This is a genomic window from Pseudomonas sp. KBS0710 (assembly GCF_005938045.2).
GTDB lineage: Bacteria > Pseudomonadota > Gammaproteobacteria > Pseudomonadales > Pseudomonadaceae > Aquipseudomonas.
The window spans coordinates 5,834,944-5,851,204 of the sequence record NZ_VCCF02000001.1 but is presented as its reverse complement, the minus strand read 5'-3'; the positions used below and the strand labels follow the sequence as shown (position 1 = coordinate 5,851,204).

Sequence of the window (16,261 nt, the reverse complement as noted above, 5' to 3'; positions counted from 1 at the left end):
TAAAGAGCGGGAGTATACCCGATTCGGCCCCGCCACCACTCCCTGGAGCCTTATGCCACGCTGCTTTTGGTGTTCTGAAGATCCGCTGTACATGGCTTATCACGATCAGGAGTGGGGAACGCCGCTGCGCGATGCGCAGGGCTTGTTCGAGTTGCTTTTGCTCGAAGGGTTCCAGGCGGGCCTGTCCTGGATCACCGTTTTACGCAAACGCGAGCATTATCGAAAGGTCTTGTTCGGCTTTGATGCGCAGCGTTTGGCGCTGTTGACCGATGAAGAGATCGAAGCGCTGATGCTCGACCCGGGCATCGTGCGCAATCGCCTCAAGCTCAACGCCACTCGCCGCAATGCCGCCGCCTGGCTGGCGCTGGAGGATCCGGTGGGCTGGCTCTGGTCATTTGTCGGCGGCGTGCCCAAGGTCAACCACTTCACCGATCGCAGCCAAGTCCCGGCCATTACGCCCGAGGCCGAAGCCATGAGCAAAGCGTTGAAAAAGGCCGGTTTCACCTTCGTCGGCCCGACCATCTGTTACGCGTTCATGCAGGCTTCGGGCATGGTCATGGACCACACTCAGGACTGCGACCGTTACGCGGACTTGGCCAACGCCGGTTAGAATGCCCGCTTTGCGCACCACACACGATCAGGAGTGACCTGTGGAAAAGTTTAAAGGCGCCTTGCTGGTAGGCGCTCTCCGGTTGTTTGCCCTGCTGCCTTGGCGCGCTGTCCAGGCCGTAGGCACGGCGATTGGCTGGCTCATGTGGAAAACCCCCAACCGCTCGCGCGACACGGTGCGGATCAACCTCTCCAAATGCTTCCCGGACATGGACCCGCCCGCCCGCGAGCGTCTGGTGGGCCAAAGCCTGATGGATATCGGCAAGTCGTTGACCGAAAGCGCCTGCGCCTGGATATGGCCGGCGCAGCGCTCCATCGACCTGGTGCGCGAAGTCGAAGGCCTGGAAGTGCTGCATGAGGCGTTGGCCTCGGGCAAAGGCGTGGTCGGCATCACCAGTCACCTGGGCAACTGGGAGGTGTTGAACCACTTCTATTGCAACCAGTGCAAACCGATCATTTTCTACCGCCCGCCCAAGCTCAAGGCGGTGGATGAGTTACTGCAAAAACAGCGCGTGCAACTGGGTAACCGTGTGGCGGCTTCCACCAAGGAAGGCATTCTCAGCGTGATCAAGGAAGTGCGCAAAGGCGGCCAGGTGGGCATTCCCGCTGACCCGGAGCCGGCGGAATCTGCGGGCATCTTCGTGCCGTTTTTCGCCACCCAGGCGCTGACCAGCAAGTTTGTGCCGAACATGCTGGCAGGCCATAAAGCCGTCGGCGTGTTCCTGCATGCCCTGCGGCTGCCGGACGGTTCGGGTTACAAAGTGATTCTGGAAGCGGCGCCGGAAGATATGTACAGCACCGACACCGCCACCTCCTGCGCGGCGATGAGCAAGGTGGTGGAGCGTTATGTCGGGGCCTACCCGAGCCAGTACATGTGGAGCATGAAGCGCTTCAAGAAACGCCCGCCGGGTGAGGCGCGCTGGTACTGATGCGCGGCTGACACAGGTTTATGCGAAACCAATGTGGGAGCGGGCTTGCTCGCGAATGCGGTGTATCAGCTACATATTCAGTGACTGACACTTTGCATTGGCGAGCAAGCCCGCTCCCACATTTTGATCTCCATTCAGGCCTGGCGGTCGAGTTTCTTCAGAAACACTGTCATCTCTTTTTCGGCCTGTTTGTCGCCATGTGCCAGGGCTGCTTCTATGCCCTTTTCCCAAGCTAACCGTGCTGCAGCGTTATCACCCTGCCCTTGCTGAGCCTTGCCCAACAGCTTCCACGCCGCCGAATACTTTGGGTCGAACTCGACGCATTTCTGCAAATGCTCGGCCGCCTTGGCGTTGTCCTTCAAGTCCAGATAACCCTTGCCCAAGCCAAAGCGCAGCAATGAATTATCCACACCCTTGGCGAGCATTTTTTCCAGGGATTCGAGCATTTATTGTCACCTTGAGTGAAAGAAGGCTGTTGTGGCTGCCTAGAAAAAGCTCAGCCCCACGTGGAACAGTTTCTCCACATCGCGAATATGTTTCTTATCCACAAGGAACAAGATCACATGGTCACCCGTGGCGATCACCGTATCGTCGTGGGCGATGATTACCTCTTCATCACGAATGATTGCACCAATGGTGGTGCCCGGCGGCAGGCCGATATCGCGGATGGCCTTGCCGATCACCTTGCTCGACTTCGAATCACCATGGGCAATCGCCTCGATGGCTTCCGCCGCGCCTCGGCGCAGGGAGTGCACGCTGACGATATCGCCACGGCGCACGTGGGCCAGCAAGGTGCCAATGGTCGCCAGTTGCGGGCTGATGGCGATGTCGATATCACCGCCCTGGATCAGGTCGACATAGGCCGGGTTGTTGATGATGGTCATCACCTTCTTCGCCCCCAGCCGTTTGGCCAGCAACGAGGACATGATGTTGGCCTCGTCGTCGTTGGTCAGGGCCAGGAAGATATCGGCGTCGGCGATGTTTTCTTCCATCAGCAGGTCGCGGTCCGAGGCGCTGCCTTGCAAGACCACGGTGCTGTCGAGGGTGTCGGACAAATGTCGGCAGCGTGCCGGGTTCATCTCGATGATCTTCACCTGATAGCGGCTCTCGATGGCTTCGGCCAGGCGCTCGCCGATCTGCCCGCCGCCAGCGATGACGATGCGTTTGTAGCTCTCATCGAGCCGACGCATTTCGCTCATCACCGCGCGAATATTCGCTTTGGCAGCGATGAAGAATACTTCGTCGTCCGCTTCGATCACTGTATCGCCCTGGGGCAGGATCGGCCGGTCGCGACGGAAAATCGCCGCCACACGGGTCTCCACATTCGGCATGTGTTCACGCAACTGGCGCAGTTGCTGGCCCACCAGCGGCCCGCCGTAATAAGCCTTCACCGCCACCAGTTGCGCCTTGCCTTCGGCGAAGTCGATCACCTGCAAGGCACCGGGAATTTCGATCAGGCGCTTGATGTAATGAGTCACCACCTGTTCGGGGCTGATCAGCACGTCCACCGGAATCGCATCGTTGTCGAACAGACCGGCGCGGGTCAGGTAGGCGGCTTCGCGCACGCGGGCGATCTTGGTGGGCGTGTGGAACAGGGTATGGGCGACCTGGCAGGCGACCATATTGGTCTCGTCACTGTTGGTCACCGCCACCAGCATATCGGCATCGTCGGCACCGGCCTGGCGCAGCACCGTCGGGAATGACGCGCGGCCTTGCACAGTGCGGATGTCCAGGCGGTCGCCGAGGTTGCGCAGGCGCTCGCTGTCGGTGTCGACCACGGTAATGTCGTTGGCTTCGCTGGCCAAATGCTCGGCCAGCGTGCCGCCGACCTGCCCTGCACCAAGGATGATGATCTTCATCCGGTCACTCCCTTAAACCCATTAGCCGCGCGCGGCAGCAATCTTGATCAGTTTGGCGTAGTAGAAGCCATCGTGTCCGCCTTCCTGCGCGAGCAATTGGCGGCCGTGAGGTTGCTTGATACCGGCCGCTGTGGCGAGGTCCAGTTCCCGCGCGCCACTGGTGCGGGCGAGGAAGGCTTGGATCACCTCGGTGTTCTCGGTGGGCAAGGTCGAGCAAGTGGCGTAAAGCAGGATGCCGCCGACCTCCAGGGTTGGCCACAACGCGTCGAGCAGCTCGCCTTGCAGCACGGCCAGGGCGGCGATGTCGTCAGGTTGGCGGGTGAGCTTGATATCCGGGTGACGGCGGATCACACCCGTGGCGGAACATGGCGCGTCGAGCAAGATGCGCTGGAACGGTTTGCCGTCCCACCACGTGGCGGTGTCGCGGCCGTCGGCGGCGATCAGCTCGGCGCTCAGGCCCAGGCGTGCAAGGTTTTCACGCACACGCACCAGGCGCTTGGCCTCCAGGTCGACGGCGACTACACCGGCCAGGTCTTTTTCGACTTCCAGAATGTGACACGTCTTACCGCCCGGCGCGCAGCAGGCGTCCAGCACGCGTTGGCCTGGGGCCAGGTCGAGCAGGTCGGCGGCCAGTTGTGCGGCCTCGTCCTGCACGCTGATCCAGCCTTCGGCAAAACCCGGCAGGCTGCGCACGTCGGTGGCCACTTCCAGCACGATGCCGTCGACGCTGTACACGCACGGCGTGGCGCTGATGCCGGCATCGGCCAGCAATTGCAGGTAGGCGTCACGGCTGTGATGGCGACGGTTGACCCGCAAAATCATCGGCGGGTGCGCATTGTTGGCGGCGCAAATGGCTTCCCATTGCTCGGGCCAGAAGGCTTTCAGGGATTTTTGCAGCCAGCGCGGGTGCGCGGTACGCACCACGGGGTCATGTTCCAGCTCGGCCAGCAGCGCTTCGCTCTCGCGCTGGGCGCGACGCAGTACGGCATTGAGCAGGGCCTTGGCCCACGGCTTTTTCAGCTTGTCGGCGCAACCAACGGTTTCACCGATGGCTGCATGCGCGGGCACGCGGGTGTAGAGCAGTTGATAAAGGCCCACCAACAGCAACGCCTCTACATCGGCATCGGCGGCCTTGAACGGCTTTTGCAGCAGCTTGGCCGCCAGCGCCGACAAACGCGGCTGCCAGCGGGCGGTGCCAAAGGCCAGGTCCTGGGTGAAACCGCGATCACGGTCTTCAACCTTGTCCATTTGTGTAGGCAGCGAACTGTTCAGCGAAGCCTTGCCGTTGAGTACGGCAGCGAGAGCCTTGGCGGCGGCCAGACGCGGGTTCATTGAGCGACCGCCCCGAGAACCGTGCCCAAGGCGAATTTCTCACGACGGCTGTTGAACAGGTCGCCGAAGTTCAGTGCTTTGCCGCCGGGCAATTGCAGGCGGGTCAGGCACAGCGCCTGTTCACCGCAGGCGACCACCAGGCCGTCCTTGCTGGCGCCGATGATTTCACCCGGAGCGCCTTTGCCCTCCGCCAAGGTGGCGGCCAGCACTTTCAAGGCTTCGCCATTGAGGGTGCTGTGGCAGATCGGCCACGGGTTGAAGGCGCGTACCAGTCGCTCCAGCTCTACGGCCGGGCGGCTCCAGTCTATGCGGGCTTCATCTTTGTTCAACTTGTGCGCGTAGGTGGCGAGGCTGTCGTCCTGCACTTCGCCTTCCAGCGTACCGGCCGCAAGGCCAGCAATGGCCTGGATCACGGCGGGTGGGCCAAGCTCGGCCAAGCGGTCGTGCAGGCTGCCGCCAGTGTCTTCAGGCGTGATCGGCGTGGCAACCTTGAGCAGCATCGGGCCGGTATCCAGACCCGCCTCCATGCGCATCACGGTCACACCGCTTTCAAGGTCACCGGCTTCCACGGCGCGCTGGATCGGCGCCGCACCGCGCCAGCGTGGCAGCAACGACGCGTGGCTGTTGATGCAGCCCAGGCGCGGGATATCCAGCACCGCTTGAGGCAGGATCAAACCGTAAGCCACCACCACCAGCAAATCCGGCTTCAACGCAGCCAGTTCCGCCTGGGCATCGGCGTTGCGCAGGGTTGGCGGTTGCAGCACAGGGATGTTGTGTTCAAGCGCCAACTGCTTGACCGGGCTCGGCATCAGTTTTTGCCCGCGACCGGCCGGGCGATCCGGCTGGGTGTACACCGCCACGATGTCATAAGGGCTGGCAAGCAGCGCCTTGAGGTGTTCGGCAGCGAATTCGGGAGTGCCGGCAAAAACAATGCGCAGTGGCTCGGTCATGGGAGGTCTCGGTTAAAAACAGTCACAAAAGAAAAAGGCTTGCCGCAGCAAGCCTTTGGAAGAAGGGCATCAAGCTTGCTGGCGATGCTTTTTTTCCAGCTTCTTCTTGATCCGGTCGCGTTTAAGCGTGGACAGGTAATCAACAAACAGCTTGCCGTTGAGGTGGTCGCATTCATGCTGAATGCACACCGCCAGCAGGCCTTCGGCGATCAGCTCGTAGGGCTTGCCGTCACGATCCAGGGCCTTGATCTTCACGCGCAGCGGGCGTTCGACGTTTTCGTAGAACTCCGGCACCGACAGGCAGCCTTCCTGGTATTCGCCCATCTCTTCGGTCAGCGGTTCGAACTCGGGGTTGATAAACACCCGCGGCTCACTGCGATCTTCCGACAGGTCCATGACCACGACGCGCTGATGCACGTTGACCTGGGTGGCGGCGAGGCCGATGCCCGGGGCTTCATACATTGTTTCAAACATGTCATCGACCAACTGACGAACCTTGTCGTCCACTACGGCCACCGGTTTGGCGATCGTGCGCAGGCGCGAGTCGGGAAATTCGAGGATGTTCAAAATAGCCATAAGCGTAATTGCTGCACATGTGAGGTAGAGGCAAATCGGCGTTGGGATGGACCCAGACCGCCGGTGTGAAAGGTTCGAAAGCCGCTAAGGCTCTGGCATTTCACGCGAACGTACATAATAAAGGAGATTGACCCCATGAGGAAATCGCTACTCGTCTTGCTGTTGTGGGCGCCGTTCGCCATGGCCCTGGTTCCCCAGCCCGGCCCACGCCTGGAACAGGCCACGCAACAGGCCATCCGGCACTTTCTGCTGCACAACCGCATTTTCGATACACCCCAGGACCTGGACAACGCGCCTTACATTGTTGCCGCCGACGCAGGAAGAGTCCTGGGTGCCAACGGTGAGCGCGTGCATGCCCGCGGTGACCTGGACCCGACCCAACCGGACTATGGGATCTTTCGTCGCGGCAAAACCTACACCGACCCGCAAACCCAGGAACTGCTGGGCATCAATGCCGACGACATCGGCAGCGCGCGCTTTGTGATGGCAGGCGACCTCAGCACCCTGGCGGTGCAACGGGTAACCCAGGAAGTGCGCCCGGGCGACCGCTTGCTGCGCGCCGAAACGCCCGCCGAATGGGCCAACCTGGGGCCTGCGCCTTTCATCGAAGGGCACATTATCGATATTCCCAAGGGCGTCACCCAGATCGGCGTAATGGATGCCGTGACTTTGAACAAGGGCCGCCGTGACGGTCTTGCCGAAGGCCACCTGCTCACGGTGATCAAGGCGGGCGTGAGCGTACGCGACAGCCTCACGGGCGCCCCGACCCAACTCCTCGATGAAGATGCCGGCACGCTGCTGGTGTTTCGCACTTACGAAAAACTCAGTTATGGCCTGGTGCTCAGAGCTTCGCGTTCACTCGCGGTAATGGATCGATTCGAGACTGCCCGACAATCGCAATAAATAGCCTGCTAAATAAGTTACCAACAGAGTTATCCACAGCTTGTTCAGATCAAGGACGATCAAATGTATCCGACAAACAGCCCTGAAATTTCCCCTGCAGAACTGGAAGCCCGACTACGCTTGCACAGGCTGCCGGAACTGGGCCCCAAGCGATTTCGTGTATTGATCGAGGCATTTGGTTCTGCCTCCAAGGCCATCAGTGCACCGGCGAGTGCCTGGCGTTCTCTCGGGTTGCCACCCATTAGCGCCGATGCCAGGCGTAGCCCTGAAATTCGCGATGGCGCCAGTGCTGCGCTCGCATGGTTGGAGCGCCCGGCCCAGCATTTACTGATGTGGGACCAGCCTGAGTACCCTGCATTGCTGGCGCAGATTGACGATGCGCCGCCGTTATTATTCGTTGCTGGCGAGCCGAACATCCTCGAAAAACCGCAGTTGGCGATGGTCGGCAGTCGCCGTGCATCCCGCCCGGGGATGGACACTGCCGCCGCTTTTTCGCGCAGCCTGGCGAGCGCCGGTTTTGTCATCACCAGCGGCTTGGCCTTGGGCATCGACGGTGCTGCGCACCAAGCGGCATTAGATGTCGGGGGGCAGACAATCGGCGTGCTCGGCACCGGCCTCGAAAATTTTTATCCACAACGCCACCGCCAGCTCGCCGCAGCGATGATTGCCCAAGGCAGCGCGGTGGTTTCCGAGTTCCCGCTGGACGCCGCGCCCCAGGCCGCCAACTTCCCACGGCGTAACCGGATCATTAGCGGCCTGTCGCTGGGGGTACTGGTGGTGGAAGCCAGCATGGCCAGCGGTTCGCTGATCACGGCCAAGCTTGCCGCCGAGCAAGGGCGCGAGGTGTATGCGATTCCGGGCTCCATTCATCATCCGGGCGCCAAGGGCTGCCATCAGTTGATTCGCGATGGCGCCACGCTGGTGGAGTCCATCGAGCACATCCTGGACGGCTTGCGCGGCTGGCAGGCGTTGTCCCGCCCGGCGCCAATACCCGTCACCCATCCACTGGTGGCGCTGCTGCACGCGGCGCCCCATACCAGCGAGGGCTTGGCGATTGCCAGCGGGCGGCCTTTGTCCCACGTACTGGCGGCGCTCACCGAGCTTGAGCTTGAAGGGCAGGTGATCTGCGAAAGCGGTCGCTGGCTGGCGCGTGGCCCACTTATGTAATTAGTTTTTGCAAAGAACATCGGTAAACTGCCCATAGCTTTAGTCCGGAGAGTGAGCAATGGTCAACAGGTGGCGTGTGCTGGAAGCCGCACGAGAAATTCGCGCAGGCGCGGTGATTGCCTATCCGACCGAAGCGGTCTGGGGCCTGGGCTGCGACCCGTGGAATGAAGACGCGGTGGACCGGCTGCTGGCGATCAAGAATCGCTCGGTCGACAAGGGGCTGATCCTGGTGGCGGACAATATCCGCCAGTTCGATTTCCTGTTTGAAGACTTCCCGGACACCTGGATCGACCGCATGGCCAGCACCTGGCCGGGGCCGAATACCTGGCTGGTGCCGCATCAGGGCATGCTGCCGGAATGGGTGACCGGTGTGCATGACACCGTGGCGCTGCGGGTCAGCGATCATCCATTGGTGAGGGATTTATGCGCGCAGGTGGGGCCGTTGATCTCTACCTCAGCCAACCCGCAAGGTCGCCCGGCGGCGCGCACGCGGCTTCGTGTAGAGCAGTATTTCCGTGGCCAGGTCGATTTGGTACTGGGTGGTGCCCTGGGTGGGCGCAAGAACCCGAGCCTGATTCGCGATTTGGCGACGGGTGAGGTGGTGCGGCCGTCTTGAGACCGCGGTGCCTGCATTCGCGAGCAAGCCCGCTCCCACCTTTGATCGCATTCCAAATTTGGAACTGGGTCAAAGGTGGGAGCGGGCTTGCTCGCGAAGAGGCCATCACTGACCCCAGAGATAGATCGCCTTACGGCAGAAGAATGGTCGACCCGGTAGTCCGCCGCCCCGACAACTCCGTCTGCGCCTTCGCCGCATCCGCCAGCGCAAACCGCTGGTTGATATCAATACGCACCTTGCCGCTCTTGATCATCGAGAACAGATCATCGGCCATCGCCTGCAAGTCTTTCGGGTTGCTGGCGTAAGTCGCCAGTGTCGGCCGAGTGACATACAACGAGCCCTTTGCCGCCAAAATCCCCAGGTTCACGCCGTCCACCGCGCCGGATGCATTGCCGAAACTCACCACCAAGCCCCGTGGCGCCACGCTGTCCAGCGAGGTCAGCCAAGTGTCTTTGCCGACGCCGTCGTACACCACCGGCACCTTTTTGCCGTCGGTCAATTCCAGTACCCGTTGTGCGACGTTTTCCTTGCTGTAGTCGATGGTTTCCCAGGCGCCGAGGGATTTGGCCAGTGCGGCTTTTTCCGGCGAACTCACCGTGCCGATCAGCTTCACGCCCAGCGCCTTGGCCCATTGGCAGGCCAGCGAACCCACACCACCGGCAGCCGCGTGGAACAGAATGGTTTCGCCGCCCTTCAACTCGTAGGTCTGACGCAGCAGGTACTGCACGGTCAGGCCCTTGAGCATCGCGCCAGCGGCCTGTTCGAAGCTGATGTCGTCGGGCAAGTGCACCAGGTTGGCGGCAGGCAACACATGCAGCTGGCTGTACGCGCCCAGTGGGCCACTGCCGTAGGCCACGCGGTCACCGACCTTGAACTGCGTGACGTCGCTGCCGACGGCGTCCACCACGCCAGCGCCTTCCGCACCCAGGCCCGATGGCAAGGCTGGCGGCGCATACAGGCCACTGCGGAAATAAGTGTCGATGAAGTTCAGGCCGATGGCCTCGTTACGCACGCGAACCTGCTGTTGGCCAGGTTCTGCCGGGGTGTAGTCCACATACTCAAGCACTTCGGGGCCGCCATGGGCGCTGAACTGGATACGTTTGGCCATCTGCACTTCTCCTTAGGTCGAATCGCGTAGCCCACTATCCCACTCCTAAGCTTGATCTTCGTCAACTGCGGCGCGGTCGGGTGCAGTGGTATCCTGTGCGCCCATTTGCCGCCGACGCCCGATGGCCTCGCGTAGCTTTGCCCGATTCAAGGTGATGCCATGACTACCCGCACCGAGGCTGTAAAGGCCTACCTGCTTGACCTGCAAGACCGCATTTGCAGCGCCCTGGAAACCTTCGAGACGGACACTCGCTTTATTGAAGACGCCTGGACCCGGCCTGCCGGCGGCGGCGGTCGCACCCGTGTGATCGAAAATGGTTCGGTGATCGAAAAAGGCGGCGTCAACTTTTCCCACGTATTCGGCAGTGGCCTGCCACCGTCCGCCAGCGCGCATCGCCCGGAGCTTGCCGGTCGTGGCTTTGAAGCACTCGGCGTGTCGCTGGTGATCCACCCGCACAACCCGCATGTGCCGACGTCCCACGCCAACGTGCGTTTTTTCATCGCCGAAAAAGACGGCGAAGAACCGGTGTGGTGGTTCGGTGGTGGCTTCGACCTCACGCCTTACTACGGCAATGAAGAAGACTGCGTTCACTGGCACCGCGTGGCCGAGCAGGCCTGTGCGCCGTTTGGCGCGGATGTGTATTCGCGCTACAAGGCCTGGTGCGACACCTACTTCCATATCAAGCACCGCAATGAACCGCGCGGCATCGGCGGCCTGTTCTTTGATGACTTGAACGAGTGGGACTTCGACACCTGCTTCGCCTTCATCCGCGCCATCGGCGATGCCTATATCGACGCTTACTTGCCAATCGTGCAGCGCCGCAAGGCTATGGCTTACACCGAGCAGCAGCGCCAGTTCCAGGAATTCCGTCGTGGCCGCTACGTCGAATTCAACCTGGTCTACGACCGTGGCACCCTGTTTGGCCTGCAATCGGGCGGGCGTACCGAGTCGATCCTGATGTCGCTGCCTCCGCAAGTACGCTGGAGCTACGACTGGAAAGCCGAAGCCGGCAGCGAAGAGGCGCGCCTCACCGATTACTACCTGCAAGACCGCGACTGGCTGGGCGTGGCTGCGCCCAAGGCGGCTGTCTGATGGACCGTTATGTGGTGTTCGGCAACCCCATCGGCCACAGCAAGTCGCCGTTGATTCACCGCATGTTCGCCGAGCAGACCGGCGAGCAACTGGACTACAGCACCTTGCTCGCGCCGCTGGAGGGTTTTACCGGCTGTGCCCGTGAGTTCTTTGCACAAGGCCGTGGCGCCAACGTCACCGTGCCGTTCAAGGAAGACGCCTACCGCCTGGCCAACAGCTTGACCGAACGCGCCCAGCGCGCAGGCGCGGTGAACACCCTGAGCAAACTCGCCGACGGCACCCTGCTGGGCGACAACACCGACGGTGCCGGGCTGGTACGCGACCTCACGGTGAATGCCGGGTTGAGCCTGCAAGGCAAACGCATCCTGCTGCTGGGCGCCGGTGGCGCGGTACGCGGCGCGCTGGAGCCCTTGTTGGCTGAGCAGCCCGCCTCGTTGATCATCGCCAACCGCACCGTGGAAAAGGCCGAACTGCTTGCCGAGCTGTTCGACGATCTGGGGCCGGTGTCTGCCAGCGGTTTCGATTGGCTGCGCGAGCCAGTGGACGTGATCATCAATGCCACGTCCGCCAGCCTGTCAGGCGATGTACCGCCGATTGCCGGCAGCCTGATCGCGCCGGGCAAGACCTTTTGCTACGACATGATGTACGCCAAGGAGCCGACCGCGTTCTGTCGCTGGGCCACCGAGCAAGGCGCGGCGGTGGCGATGGATGGTTTGGGTATGTTGGTGGAGCAGGCCGCAGAAGCCTTCTACCTGTGGCGCGGCGTGCGCCCGGAGTCGGCGCCGGTGTTGGCTGAGTTGCGTAGACAATTGGCCTGACACAAATCTAAATGTGGGAGCGGGCTTGCTCGCGAAAGCGGTGTGTCAGTCAATTATTACTTAACTGAGCCACCGCATTCGCGAGCAAGCCCGCTCCCACAGTTTTAACCGCATTCAGTCTTCGAAATGGATGGGGCATTTTTCGGCTCCTTCCAACTTTTTCAGTTCCTCGACGACCTGCGGCCGCGCCCGGCGCAACGTCAGGCTGCGCCCCAAACCGACCAACCGCCGCGCCTCCTGGTGCAGCATCTCCACACCGGAATAGTCGATAAAGTTAATCTGCTGCGCCTCGATCACCACCCGCTCGCCCTGCAGGCTTTGCAGCCGCACTTGCAGGTAATGGCTGGCGCCGAAAAAGATCGAACCGCCCACCCGCAACACATCCTCATCACCGTCGCGCCATTGCTGAACCCGCGGCTGCGAGGTGCGTTTGAGGTAGAAAAACAATGACGCCAACACGCCTGCGTAAATCGCCGTTTGCAGCTCCAGCAGCAAGGTCGCGACGCAGGTCAGGCTCATCACTACAAACTCGGCGCGGCTGACGCGGAACAGCGCGCGAATGCCACGATGATCCACCAGGCCCCAGCAAATCAGCAGGATGCTTGCGGCCATGCTCGGGATCGGGATGTGCGCGATCAAGGCCGCGCCGAACAACGCAAACAATGCCACCCAGAGCGCGGAAAACACGCCCGCCAACGGCGAGCAGGCGCCTGCTTCATAGCTCAGGCCAGAGCGGGTAAAGGAGCCGGCCGACAAGTACCCGGAGAAAAAGCCGCCGACGATATTGGATAAACCCTGCGCGCGGACTTCCTGATTAGCGTCGAGCAATTGCTGCGAACGTGCCGACAACGAACGCGCAATCGACAGGCTGGTGACCAGCCCGAGCATGCCCACCGCCACGGCGCTGGGCAGCAGGCGCAGCAGCATGTCCAGGTCCATCGGCAGCGGGCTGAACGGCGGCAGTTTGCCAACAAACGAACTCACCAGTGCCACATGCCCAAACATCGCCGGCCACAGCCACGCCACCAGGCTGCCCAGCGCCAGTGCAATCAACAGCGTTGGCCAACGCGGGACCAGGTATTTGAGCAATGCGCCCACCAACAGAGTGCCCAGGCCCAGCGCCAGTGAAGCTTGGTCCCATTCGCCAGCATGGTCCACCAGTGCCAGCAAGCTATTGATCGCCGTGGCCTGGCTGGGCAAATCCAGCCCCAGCAAGTTGGGCAATTGCCCCAGGGCAATCACCACGGCAGCGCCCAGAGTGAAACCCAGCACCACCGAATGCGAGACGAAATTCACCAGCGCGCCGAAGCGCAGCATGCCCAGCAACCACTGGAACACACCGGCGAGAAATGTAAGCAACAGGATCAACGTGATGTAGTCCTGCGAGCCAGGCACGGCCAGCGGACTGACGCTGGCGTACAGGACGATGGAAATTGCCGCCGTCGGCCCACAGATCAGGTGCCAGGATGAGCCCCACAGGCAGGCGATCAACACCGGGATGATGGCGGCATACAGGCCGTATTCGGGTGGGAGCCCGGCGATCAGCGCGTAGGCAATCGACTGCGGCAAGGCGAGCACGGCGCCGCTGAGCCCGACAATCGCATCCCGGCCGACGCTGGCGCGGGTTTGGCGCGGCAGCCAGGCGAGGAAGGGCAAGAGAGTGTGGCGGTTGGGCCGGGGCATCGTGAGCTCGGGTTGGAAGGTTTGAGCCAGAATATCAGTACACATTGGTCCCTGTGGGAGCGGGCTTGCTCGCGAATGCGGTGGTTCAGCCAATGAATCTATCAACTGACATACCGCATTCGCGAGCAAGCCCGCTCCCACATTCGGATTGCATCAGACCTTAGAGTTTGGCTTTTACTGCCGCCAGCGCATCCTTGCCGTCCACGGTTTTCACGCCATCGAGCCACTTGTCCAATACCGCCGGGTTGGCTTTGATCCACGCCTTCGCCGCGTCGGCATTGCTGACCTTGTTGTTGACCACCTGCGCCATGATGCTGTTCTCCATCTCCTGGGTAAAACTCAGGTTGGTCAGCAACTTTCCTACATTCGGGCAGGCCTGTGCATAACCCTTGCGGGTCAAGGTATACACGCTGCCGGTGTCACCAAAATATTTCTCGCCGCCTTTGAGGTAGTGCATTTTTAGCTGCACGTTCATCGGGTGCGGCGTCCAGCCGAGGAAGGTCACGAACTTCTGTTTTTTCACCGCTCGCGACACTTCGGCCAGCATCGCCTGCTCGCTCGACTCGATCAGCTTCCACTGGCCCAGGTCGAAGTCATTCTTCTTGATGATTTCCTGCAGCGAAATGTTCGCCGGCGCGCCGGAGCCAATGCCGTAGATCTTCTTGTCGAACTTGTCGGCAAATTTGTTCAGGTCGGCAAAATCATGCACACCGGCGTCCCACACATAGTCCGGCACGGCGAGGGTGAACTCGGTGCCGTCGAGGTTTTTCGCCAGTTGCACCACATCGCCATTGGCCACGAACTTGTCGTAGAAACCCTGCTGCGCCGGCATCCAGTTGCCCAGGAACACATCCACCTGGCCATCCTTGAGCCCGCCAAACGTGATCGGCACCGCCAGGGTGTCGACCTTGGCCTTGTAGCCCATGCCGTTCAACAGGAAACCGGTGATGGCATTGGTGGCGGCGATATCGCTCCAGCCTGGATCGGCCATTTTTACCGTTTCGCAGCTAGTGTCTGCGTACACATTGGCGCTGCCCAGCACCAACATACTCAGTACCACGGTCAACTTTTGCATGGCCTTCCCTCTGTCTATTTATTGGTTTTGGCAGGGTTGTGGATAACGTGCCTTGCGCTCCAGGTCGTCGAGGTCGATATGGTTGCGCATGTACTGCTGACTGGCGTCCACCAGTGGCTGGTGATCCCAGCTCTTCAGCTTGCCTTGGGTCAGCGCCTCAAACACCAGGCGGCGACGGCGTTGGCTGGCGAGCACCTGCTGGTGGATCGCCGGGATGTCCCATTTGGCCCGCGCCTCTTTCAAAAACGCCTCGAACAGTGGCCGGTGTTCCGGTGACTGGCTGAGGTCTTCCCGCTCGTGCGGGTCGTTGTGTACATCGAACAGTAGACAAGGGTCGTCTTCGCTGTAGATGAATTTGTAGGCACCGCGCCGAATCATCATCAGGGGGCTGATGGTGCCTTCGGCCATGTATTCGCCAAACACTTCGTCGTGCCCGCCCTGCCCTTGCAAGTGCGGGACCAGCGAGCGCCCGTCCAGCGCCAGGCGCGGGTCCAGTTCGCCGCCGGCCAGTTCCACCAGGGTGGGCAACAAGTCGGCGGTGGACACGGCTTTGCTCACGCGGCCCGCCGCGAACTGGCCTGGCGCACTCACCAGCAACGGTACGCGGGCGGCCATTTCGAACCAGTGCATTTTGTACCAGAGGCCACGCTCGCCGAGCATGTCGCCGTGGTCACCGGAGAAGATGATGATCGTGTCGTCGGCCAGGCCGGTGTCTTCCAGGGTTTGCAGGAGTTTGCCGACATTGCTGTCGATATAGCTGCACGCGCCGAAATACGCGCGGCGCGCATCGCGGATCTTGTCCACAGGCAGCGGCTTGTCCCACAGGTCGTAAACCTTGAGCAGGCGCTGGGAGTGCGGGTCGAGATCGCCTTGCGCGGGGGTTGCTGGCATTGGGATGTCGCTGTCGTCGTACAGGTCCCAGAACGGCTTGGGAATGGTGTACGGGTCGTGCGGGTGCGTCATCGACACAGTGAGGCAGAACGGCTGGTCGCCGTCTTCACGGATATGGTCGAACAGATACTGCTGAGCCTTGAACACCACCTCTTCGTCGAAATCCAGCTGATTGGTGCGCACGCACGGCCCGGCTTGCAGCACCGACGACATGTTGTGGTACCAGGTGGGGCGCACGTCCGGCTCATCCCAGTTCACCGCCCAGCCATAATCGGCCGGATAGATGTCGCTGGTCAGGCGTTCTTCATAGCCGTGCAACTGGTCTGGCCCGCAGAAATGCATCTTGCCCGACAGCGCCGTGCGGTAACCCAGGCGGCGCAGGTAGTGGGCATAAGTCGGTACATCGGCGGGAAAGTCTGCCGCGTTGTCGTAGGCGCCGATCTTGCTCGGCAACTGGCCGCTGACCAAGGTGAAGCGTGAGGGCGCGCACAATGGGCTGTTGCAATAGGCCGCGTCGAACACCACTCCTTGTGCAGCCAGGCGGCTCAGGTTCGGCAACTTGATCGGGGAAGGTCCGTAGAACGGCAGCATCGGCGCGGCCATTTGATCGGCCATGATGAAAAGAATGTTCTTGCGCTTCATGATCTATCGGC

At 61.4% G+C, this 16,261-nt stretch carries 16 protein-coding genes; 7 read left to right on the top strand and 9 right to left on the bottom strand.

Annotated features, from left to right (window positions below; translation table 11 throughout):
- The first annotated feature begins 52 nt into the window (after positions 1 to 52).
- Together FFI16_RS26675 and FFI16_RS26670 are read left to right on the top strand one after the other, a co-directional pair.
- Positions 53 to 610 carry a DNA-3-methyladenine glycosylase I gene (locus FFI16_RS26675; RefSeq protein WP_138813193.1) on the top strand — a complete coding sequence of 186 codons (558 nt, stop codon included), beginning with the start codon at positions 53 to 55 and terminating at the stop codon, positions 608 to 610.
- A gap of 40 nt (positions 611 to 650) precedes the next feature.
- On the top strand, positions 651 to 1,538 hold the full coding sequence (locus FFI16_RS26670) for a lysophospholipid acyltransferase (protein WP_138813192.1): 888 nt from the start codon (positions 651 to 653) through the stop codon (positions 1,536 to 1,538).
- A 134-nt stretch (positions 1,539 to 1,672) separates the two neighbouring features.
- Here FFI16_RS26670 and FFI16_RS26665 read toward each other — a convergent pair whose 3' ends face one another.
- From FFI16_RS26665 to def, 5 genes are all read right to left on the bottom strand, one after another.
- Positions 1,673 to 1,984 carry a lipopolysaccharide assembly protein LapB gene (locus tag FFI16_RS26665; protein WP_138813191.1) on the bottom strand — a complete coding sequence of 104 codons (312 nt, stop codon included), beginning with the start codon at positions 1,982 to 1,984 and terminating at the stop codon, positions 1,673 to 1,675.
- Between the two features lie 39 nt (positions 1,985 to 2,023).
- Positions 2,024 to 3,397, bottom strand: a complete 1,374-nt coding sequence (trkA, locus tag FFI16_RS26660) for a Trk system potassium transporter TrkA (protein ID WP_056860960.1) — start codon at positions 3,395 to 3,397, stop codon at positions 2,024 to 2,026.
- A gap of 21 nt (positions 3,398 to 3,418) precedes the next feature.
- The gene (gene rsmB / locus FFI16_RS26655; protein ID WP_138813190.1) at positions 3,419 to 4,729 is read right to left on the bottom strand and encodes a 16S rRNA (cytosine(967)-C(5))-methyltransferase RsmB; all 1,311 of its coding nucleotides are present in this window, start codon (positions 4,727 to 4,729) and stop codon (positions 3,419 to 3,421) included.
- Positions 4,726 to 5,679, bottom strand: a complete 954-nt coding sequence (gene fmt / locus FFI16_RS26650; RefSeq protein ID WP_138813189.1) for a methionyl-tRNA formyltransferase — start codon at positions 5,677 to 5,679, stop codon at positions 4,726 to 4,728. The genes rsmB and fmt overlap by 4 nt, the downstream gene beginning before the upstream one ends.
- Positions 5,680 to 5,748: 69 nt before the next feature.
- A complete protein-coding gene (def, locus tag FFI16_RS26645) occupies positions 5,749 to 6,255 on the bottom strand; it encodes a peptide deformylase (protein WP_017135146.1) in 507 nt (168 codons plus the stop codon).
- A 135-nt stretch (positions 6,256 to 6,390) separates the two neighbouring features.
- Between def and FFI16_RS26640 the strand changes: the two genes are divergently transcribed.
- The 3 genes from FFI16_RS26640 to FFI16_RS26630 all read left to right on the top strand — a co-directional run bounded on the left by FFI16_RS26640 (position 6,391) and on the right by FFI16_RS26630 (position 8,941).
- Complete coding sequence (locus tag FFI16_RS26640) at positions 6,391 to 7,158, top strand: peptidoglycan-binding protein (RefSeq protein WP_138813188.1); 768 nt, start codon at positions 6,391 to 6,393, stop codon at positions 7,156 to 7,158.
- A 63-nt stretch (positions 7,159 to 7,221) separates the two neighbouring features.
- Complete coding sequence (dprA, locus tag FFI16_RS26635) at positions 7,222 to 8,325, top strand: DNA-processing protein DprA (protein ID WP_138813187.1); 1,104 nt, start codon at positions 7,222 to 7,224, stop codon at positions 8,323 to 8,325.
- A gap of 58 nt (positions 8,326 to 8,383) precedes the next feature.
- Positions 8,384 to 8,941 carry an L-threonylcarbamoyladenylate synthase gene (locus FFI16_RS26630; RefSeq protein ID WP_056860965.1) on the top strand — a complete coding sequence of 186 codons (558 nt, stop codon included), beginning with the start codon at positions 8,384 to 8,386 and terminating at the stop codon, positions 8,939 to 8,941.
- A gap of 130 nt (positions 8,942 to 9,071) precedes the next feature.
- On the opposite strand, the gene FFI16_RS26625 is transcribed toward FFI16_RS26630, so the two are convergent.
- Entirely contained in the window at positions 9,072 to 10,049 is a 978-nt protein-coding gene (locus tag FFI16_RS26625; protein WP_138813186.1) for an NADPH:quinone reductase, read from the bottom strand.
- 159 nt (positions 10,050 to 10,208) lie between these two features.
- On the opposite strand from FFI16_RS26625, the gene hemF reads away from it, so the two are divergent.
- Positions 10,209 to 11,141, top strand: a complete 933-nt coding sequence (gene hemF, locus FFI16_RS26620) for an oxygen-dependent coproporphyrinogen oxidase (protein WP_138813185.1) — start codon at positions 10,209 to 10,211, stop codon at positions 11,139 to 11,141.
- The gene (aroE, locus tag FFI16_RS26615; RefSeq protein WP_138813184.1) at positions 11,141 to 11,959 is read left to right on the top strand and encodes a shikimate dehydrogenase; all 819 of its coding nucleotides are present in this window, start codon (positions 11,141 to 11,143) and stop codon (positions 11,957 to 11,959) included. Before hemF ends, aroE begins: the two co-directional genes overlap by 1 nt.
- Positions 11,960 to 12,073: 114 nt before the next feature.
- Here the strand turns inward: aroE and FFI16_RS26610 are convergent, their stop codons facing one another.
- The 3 genes from FFI16_RS26610 to betC form a co-directional block, all read right to left on the bottom strand.
- Positions 12,074 to 13,642: a SulP family inorganic anion transporter gene (locus tag FFI16_RS26610; protein WP_138813183.1), complete on the bottom strand. Its 1,569-nt coding sequence runs from the start codon at positions 13,640 to 13,642 to the stop codon at positions 12,074 to 12,076.
- Positions 13,643 to 13,802: 160 nt separating this feature from the next.
- Positions 13,803 to 14,717, bottom strand: coding sequence for a choline ABC transporter substrate-binding protein (gene choX / locus FFI16_RS26600; RefSeq protein ID WP_138813182.1), 915 nt, complete (start codon positions 14,715 to 14,717; stop codon positions 13,803 to 13,805).
- A gap of 18 nt (positions 14,718 to 14,735) precedes the next feature.
- Positions 14,736 to 16,250, bottom strand: a complete 1,515-nt coding sequence (gene betC, locus FFI16_RS26595; protein WP_138813181.1) for a choline-sulfatase — start codon at positions 16,248 to 16,250, stop codon at positions 14,736 to 14,738.
- Positions 16,251 to 16,261 lie beyond the last annotated feature (11 nt).

Excerpts from the sequence above, each read along its gene's own strand:
- FFI16_RS26675 (WP_138813193.1), top strand. The coding sequence starts at position 53 with ATGCCACGCTGCTTTTGGTGTTCTGAAGATCCGCTGTACATGGCTTAT.
- FFI16_RS26665 (WP_138813191.1), bottom strand. The coding sequence starts at position 1,984 with ATGCTCGAATCCCTGGAAAAAATGCTCGCCAAGGGTGTGGATAATTCA.
- trkA (WP_056860960.1), bottom strand. The coding sequence starts at position 3,397 with ATGAAGATCATCATCCTTGGTGCAGGGCAGGTCGGCGGCACGCTGGCC.
- rsmB (WP_138813190.1), bottom strand. The coding sequence starts at position 4,729 with ATGAACCCGCGTCTGGCCGCCGCCAAGGCTCTCGCTGCCGTACTCAAC.
- fmt (WP_138813189.1), bottom strand. The coding sequence starts at position 5,679 with ATGACCGAGCCACTGCGCATTGTTTTTGCCGGCACTCCCGAATTCGCT.
- def (WP_017135146.1), bottom strand. The coding sequence starts at position 6,255 with ATGGCTATTTTGAACATCCTCGAATTTCCCGACTCGCGCCTGCGCACG.
- FFI16_RS26640 (WP_138813188.1), top strand. The coding sequence starts at position 6,391 with ATGAGGAAATCGCTACTCGTCTTGCTGTTGTGGGCGCCGTTCGCCATG.
- dprA (WP_138813187.1), top strand. The coding sequence starts at position 7,222 with ATGTATCCGACAAACAGCCCTGAAATTTCCCCTGCAGAACTGGAAGCC.
- FFI16_RS26630 (WP_056860965.1), top strand. The coding sequence starts at position 8,384 with ATGGTCAACAGGTGGCGTGTGCTGGAAGCCGCACGAGAAATTCGCGCA.
- FFI16_RS26625 (WP_138813186.1), bottom strand. The coding sequence starts at position 10,049 with ATGGCCAAACGTATCCAGTTCAGCGCCCATGGCGGCCCCGAAGTGCTT.
- hemF (WP_138813185.1), top strand. The coding sequence starts at position 10,209 with ATGACTACCCGCACCGAGGCTGTAAAGGCCTACCTGCTTGACCTGCAA.
- aroE (WP_138813184.1), top strand. The coding sequence starts at position 11,141 with ATGGACCGTTATGTGGTGTTCGGCAACCCCATCGGCCACAGCAAGTCG.
- FFI16_RS26610 (WP_138813183.1), bottom strand. The coding sequence starts at position 13,642 with ATGCCCCGGCCCAACCGCCACACTCTCTTGCCCTTCCTCGCCTGGCTG.
- choX (WP_138813182.1), bottom strand. The coding sequence starts at position 14,717 with ATGCAAAAGTTGACCGTGGTACTGAGTATGTTGGTGCTGGGCAGCGCC.
- betC (WP_138813181.1), bottom strand. The coding sequence starts at position 16,250 with ATGAAGCGCAAGAACATTCTTTTCATCATGGCCGATCAAATGGCCGCG.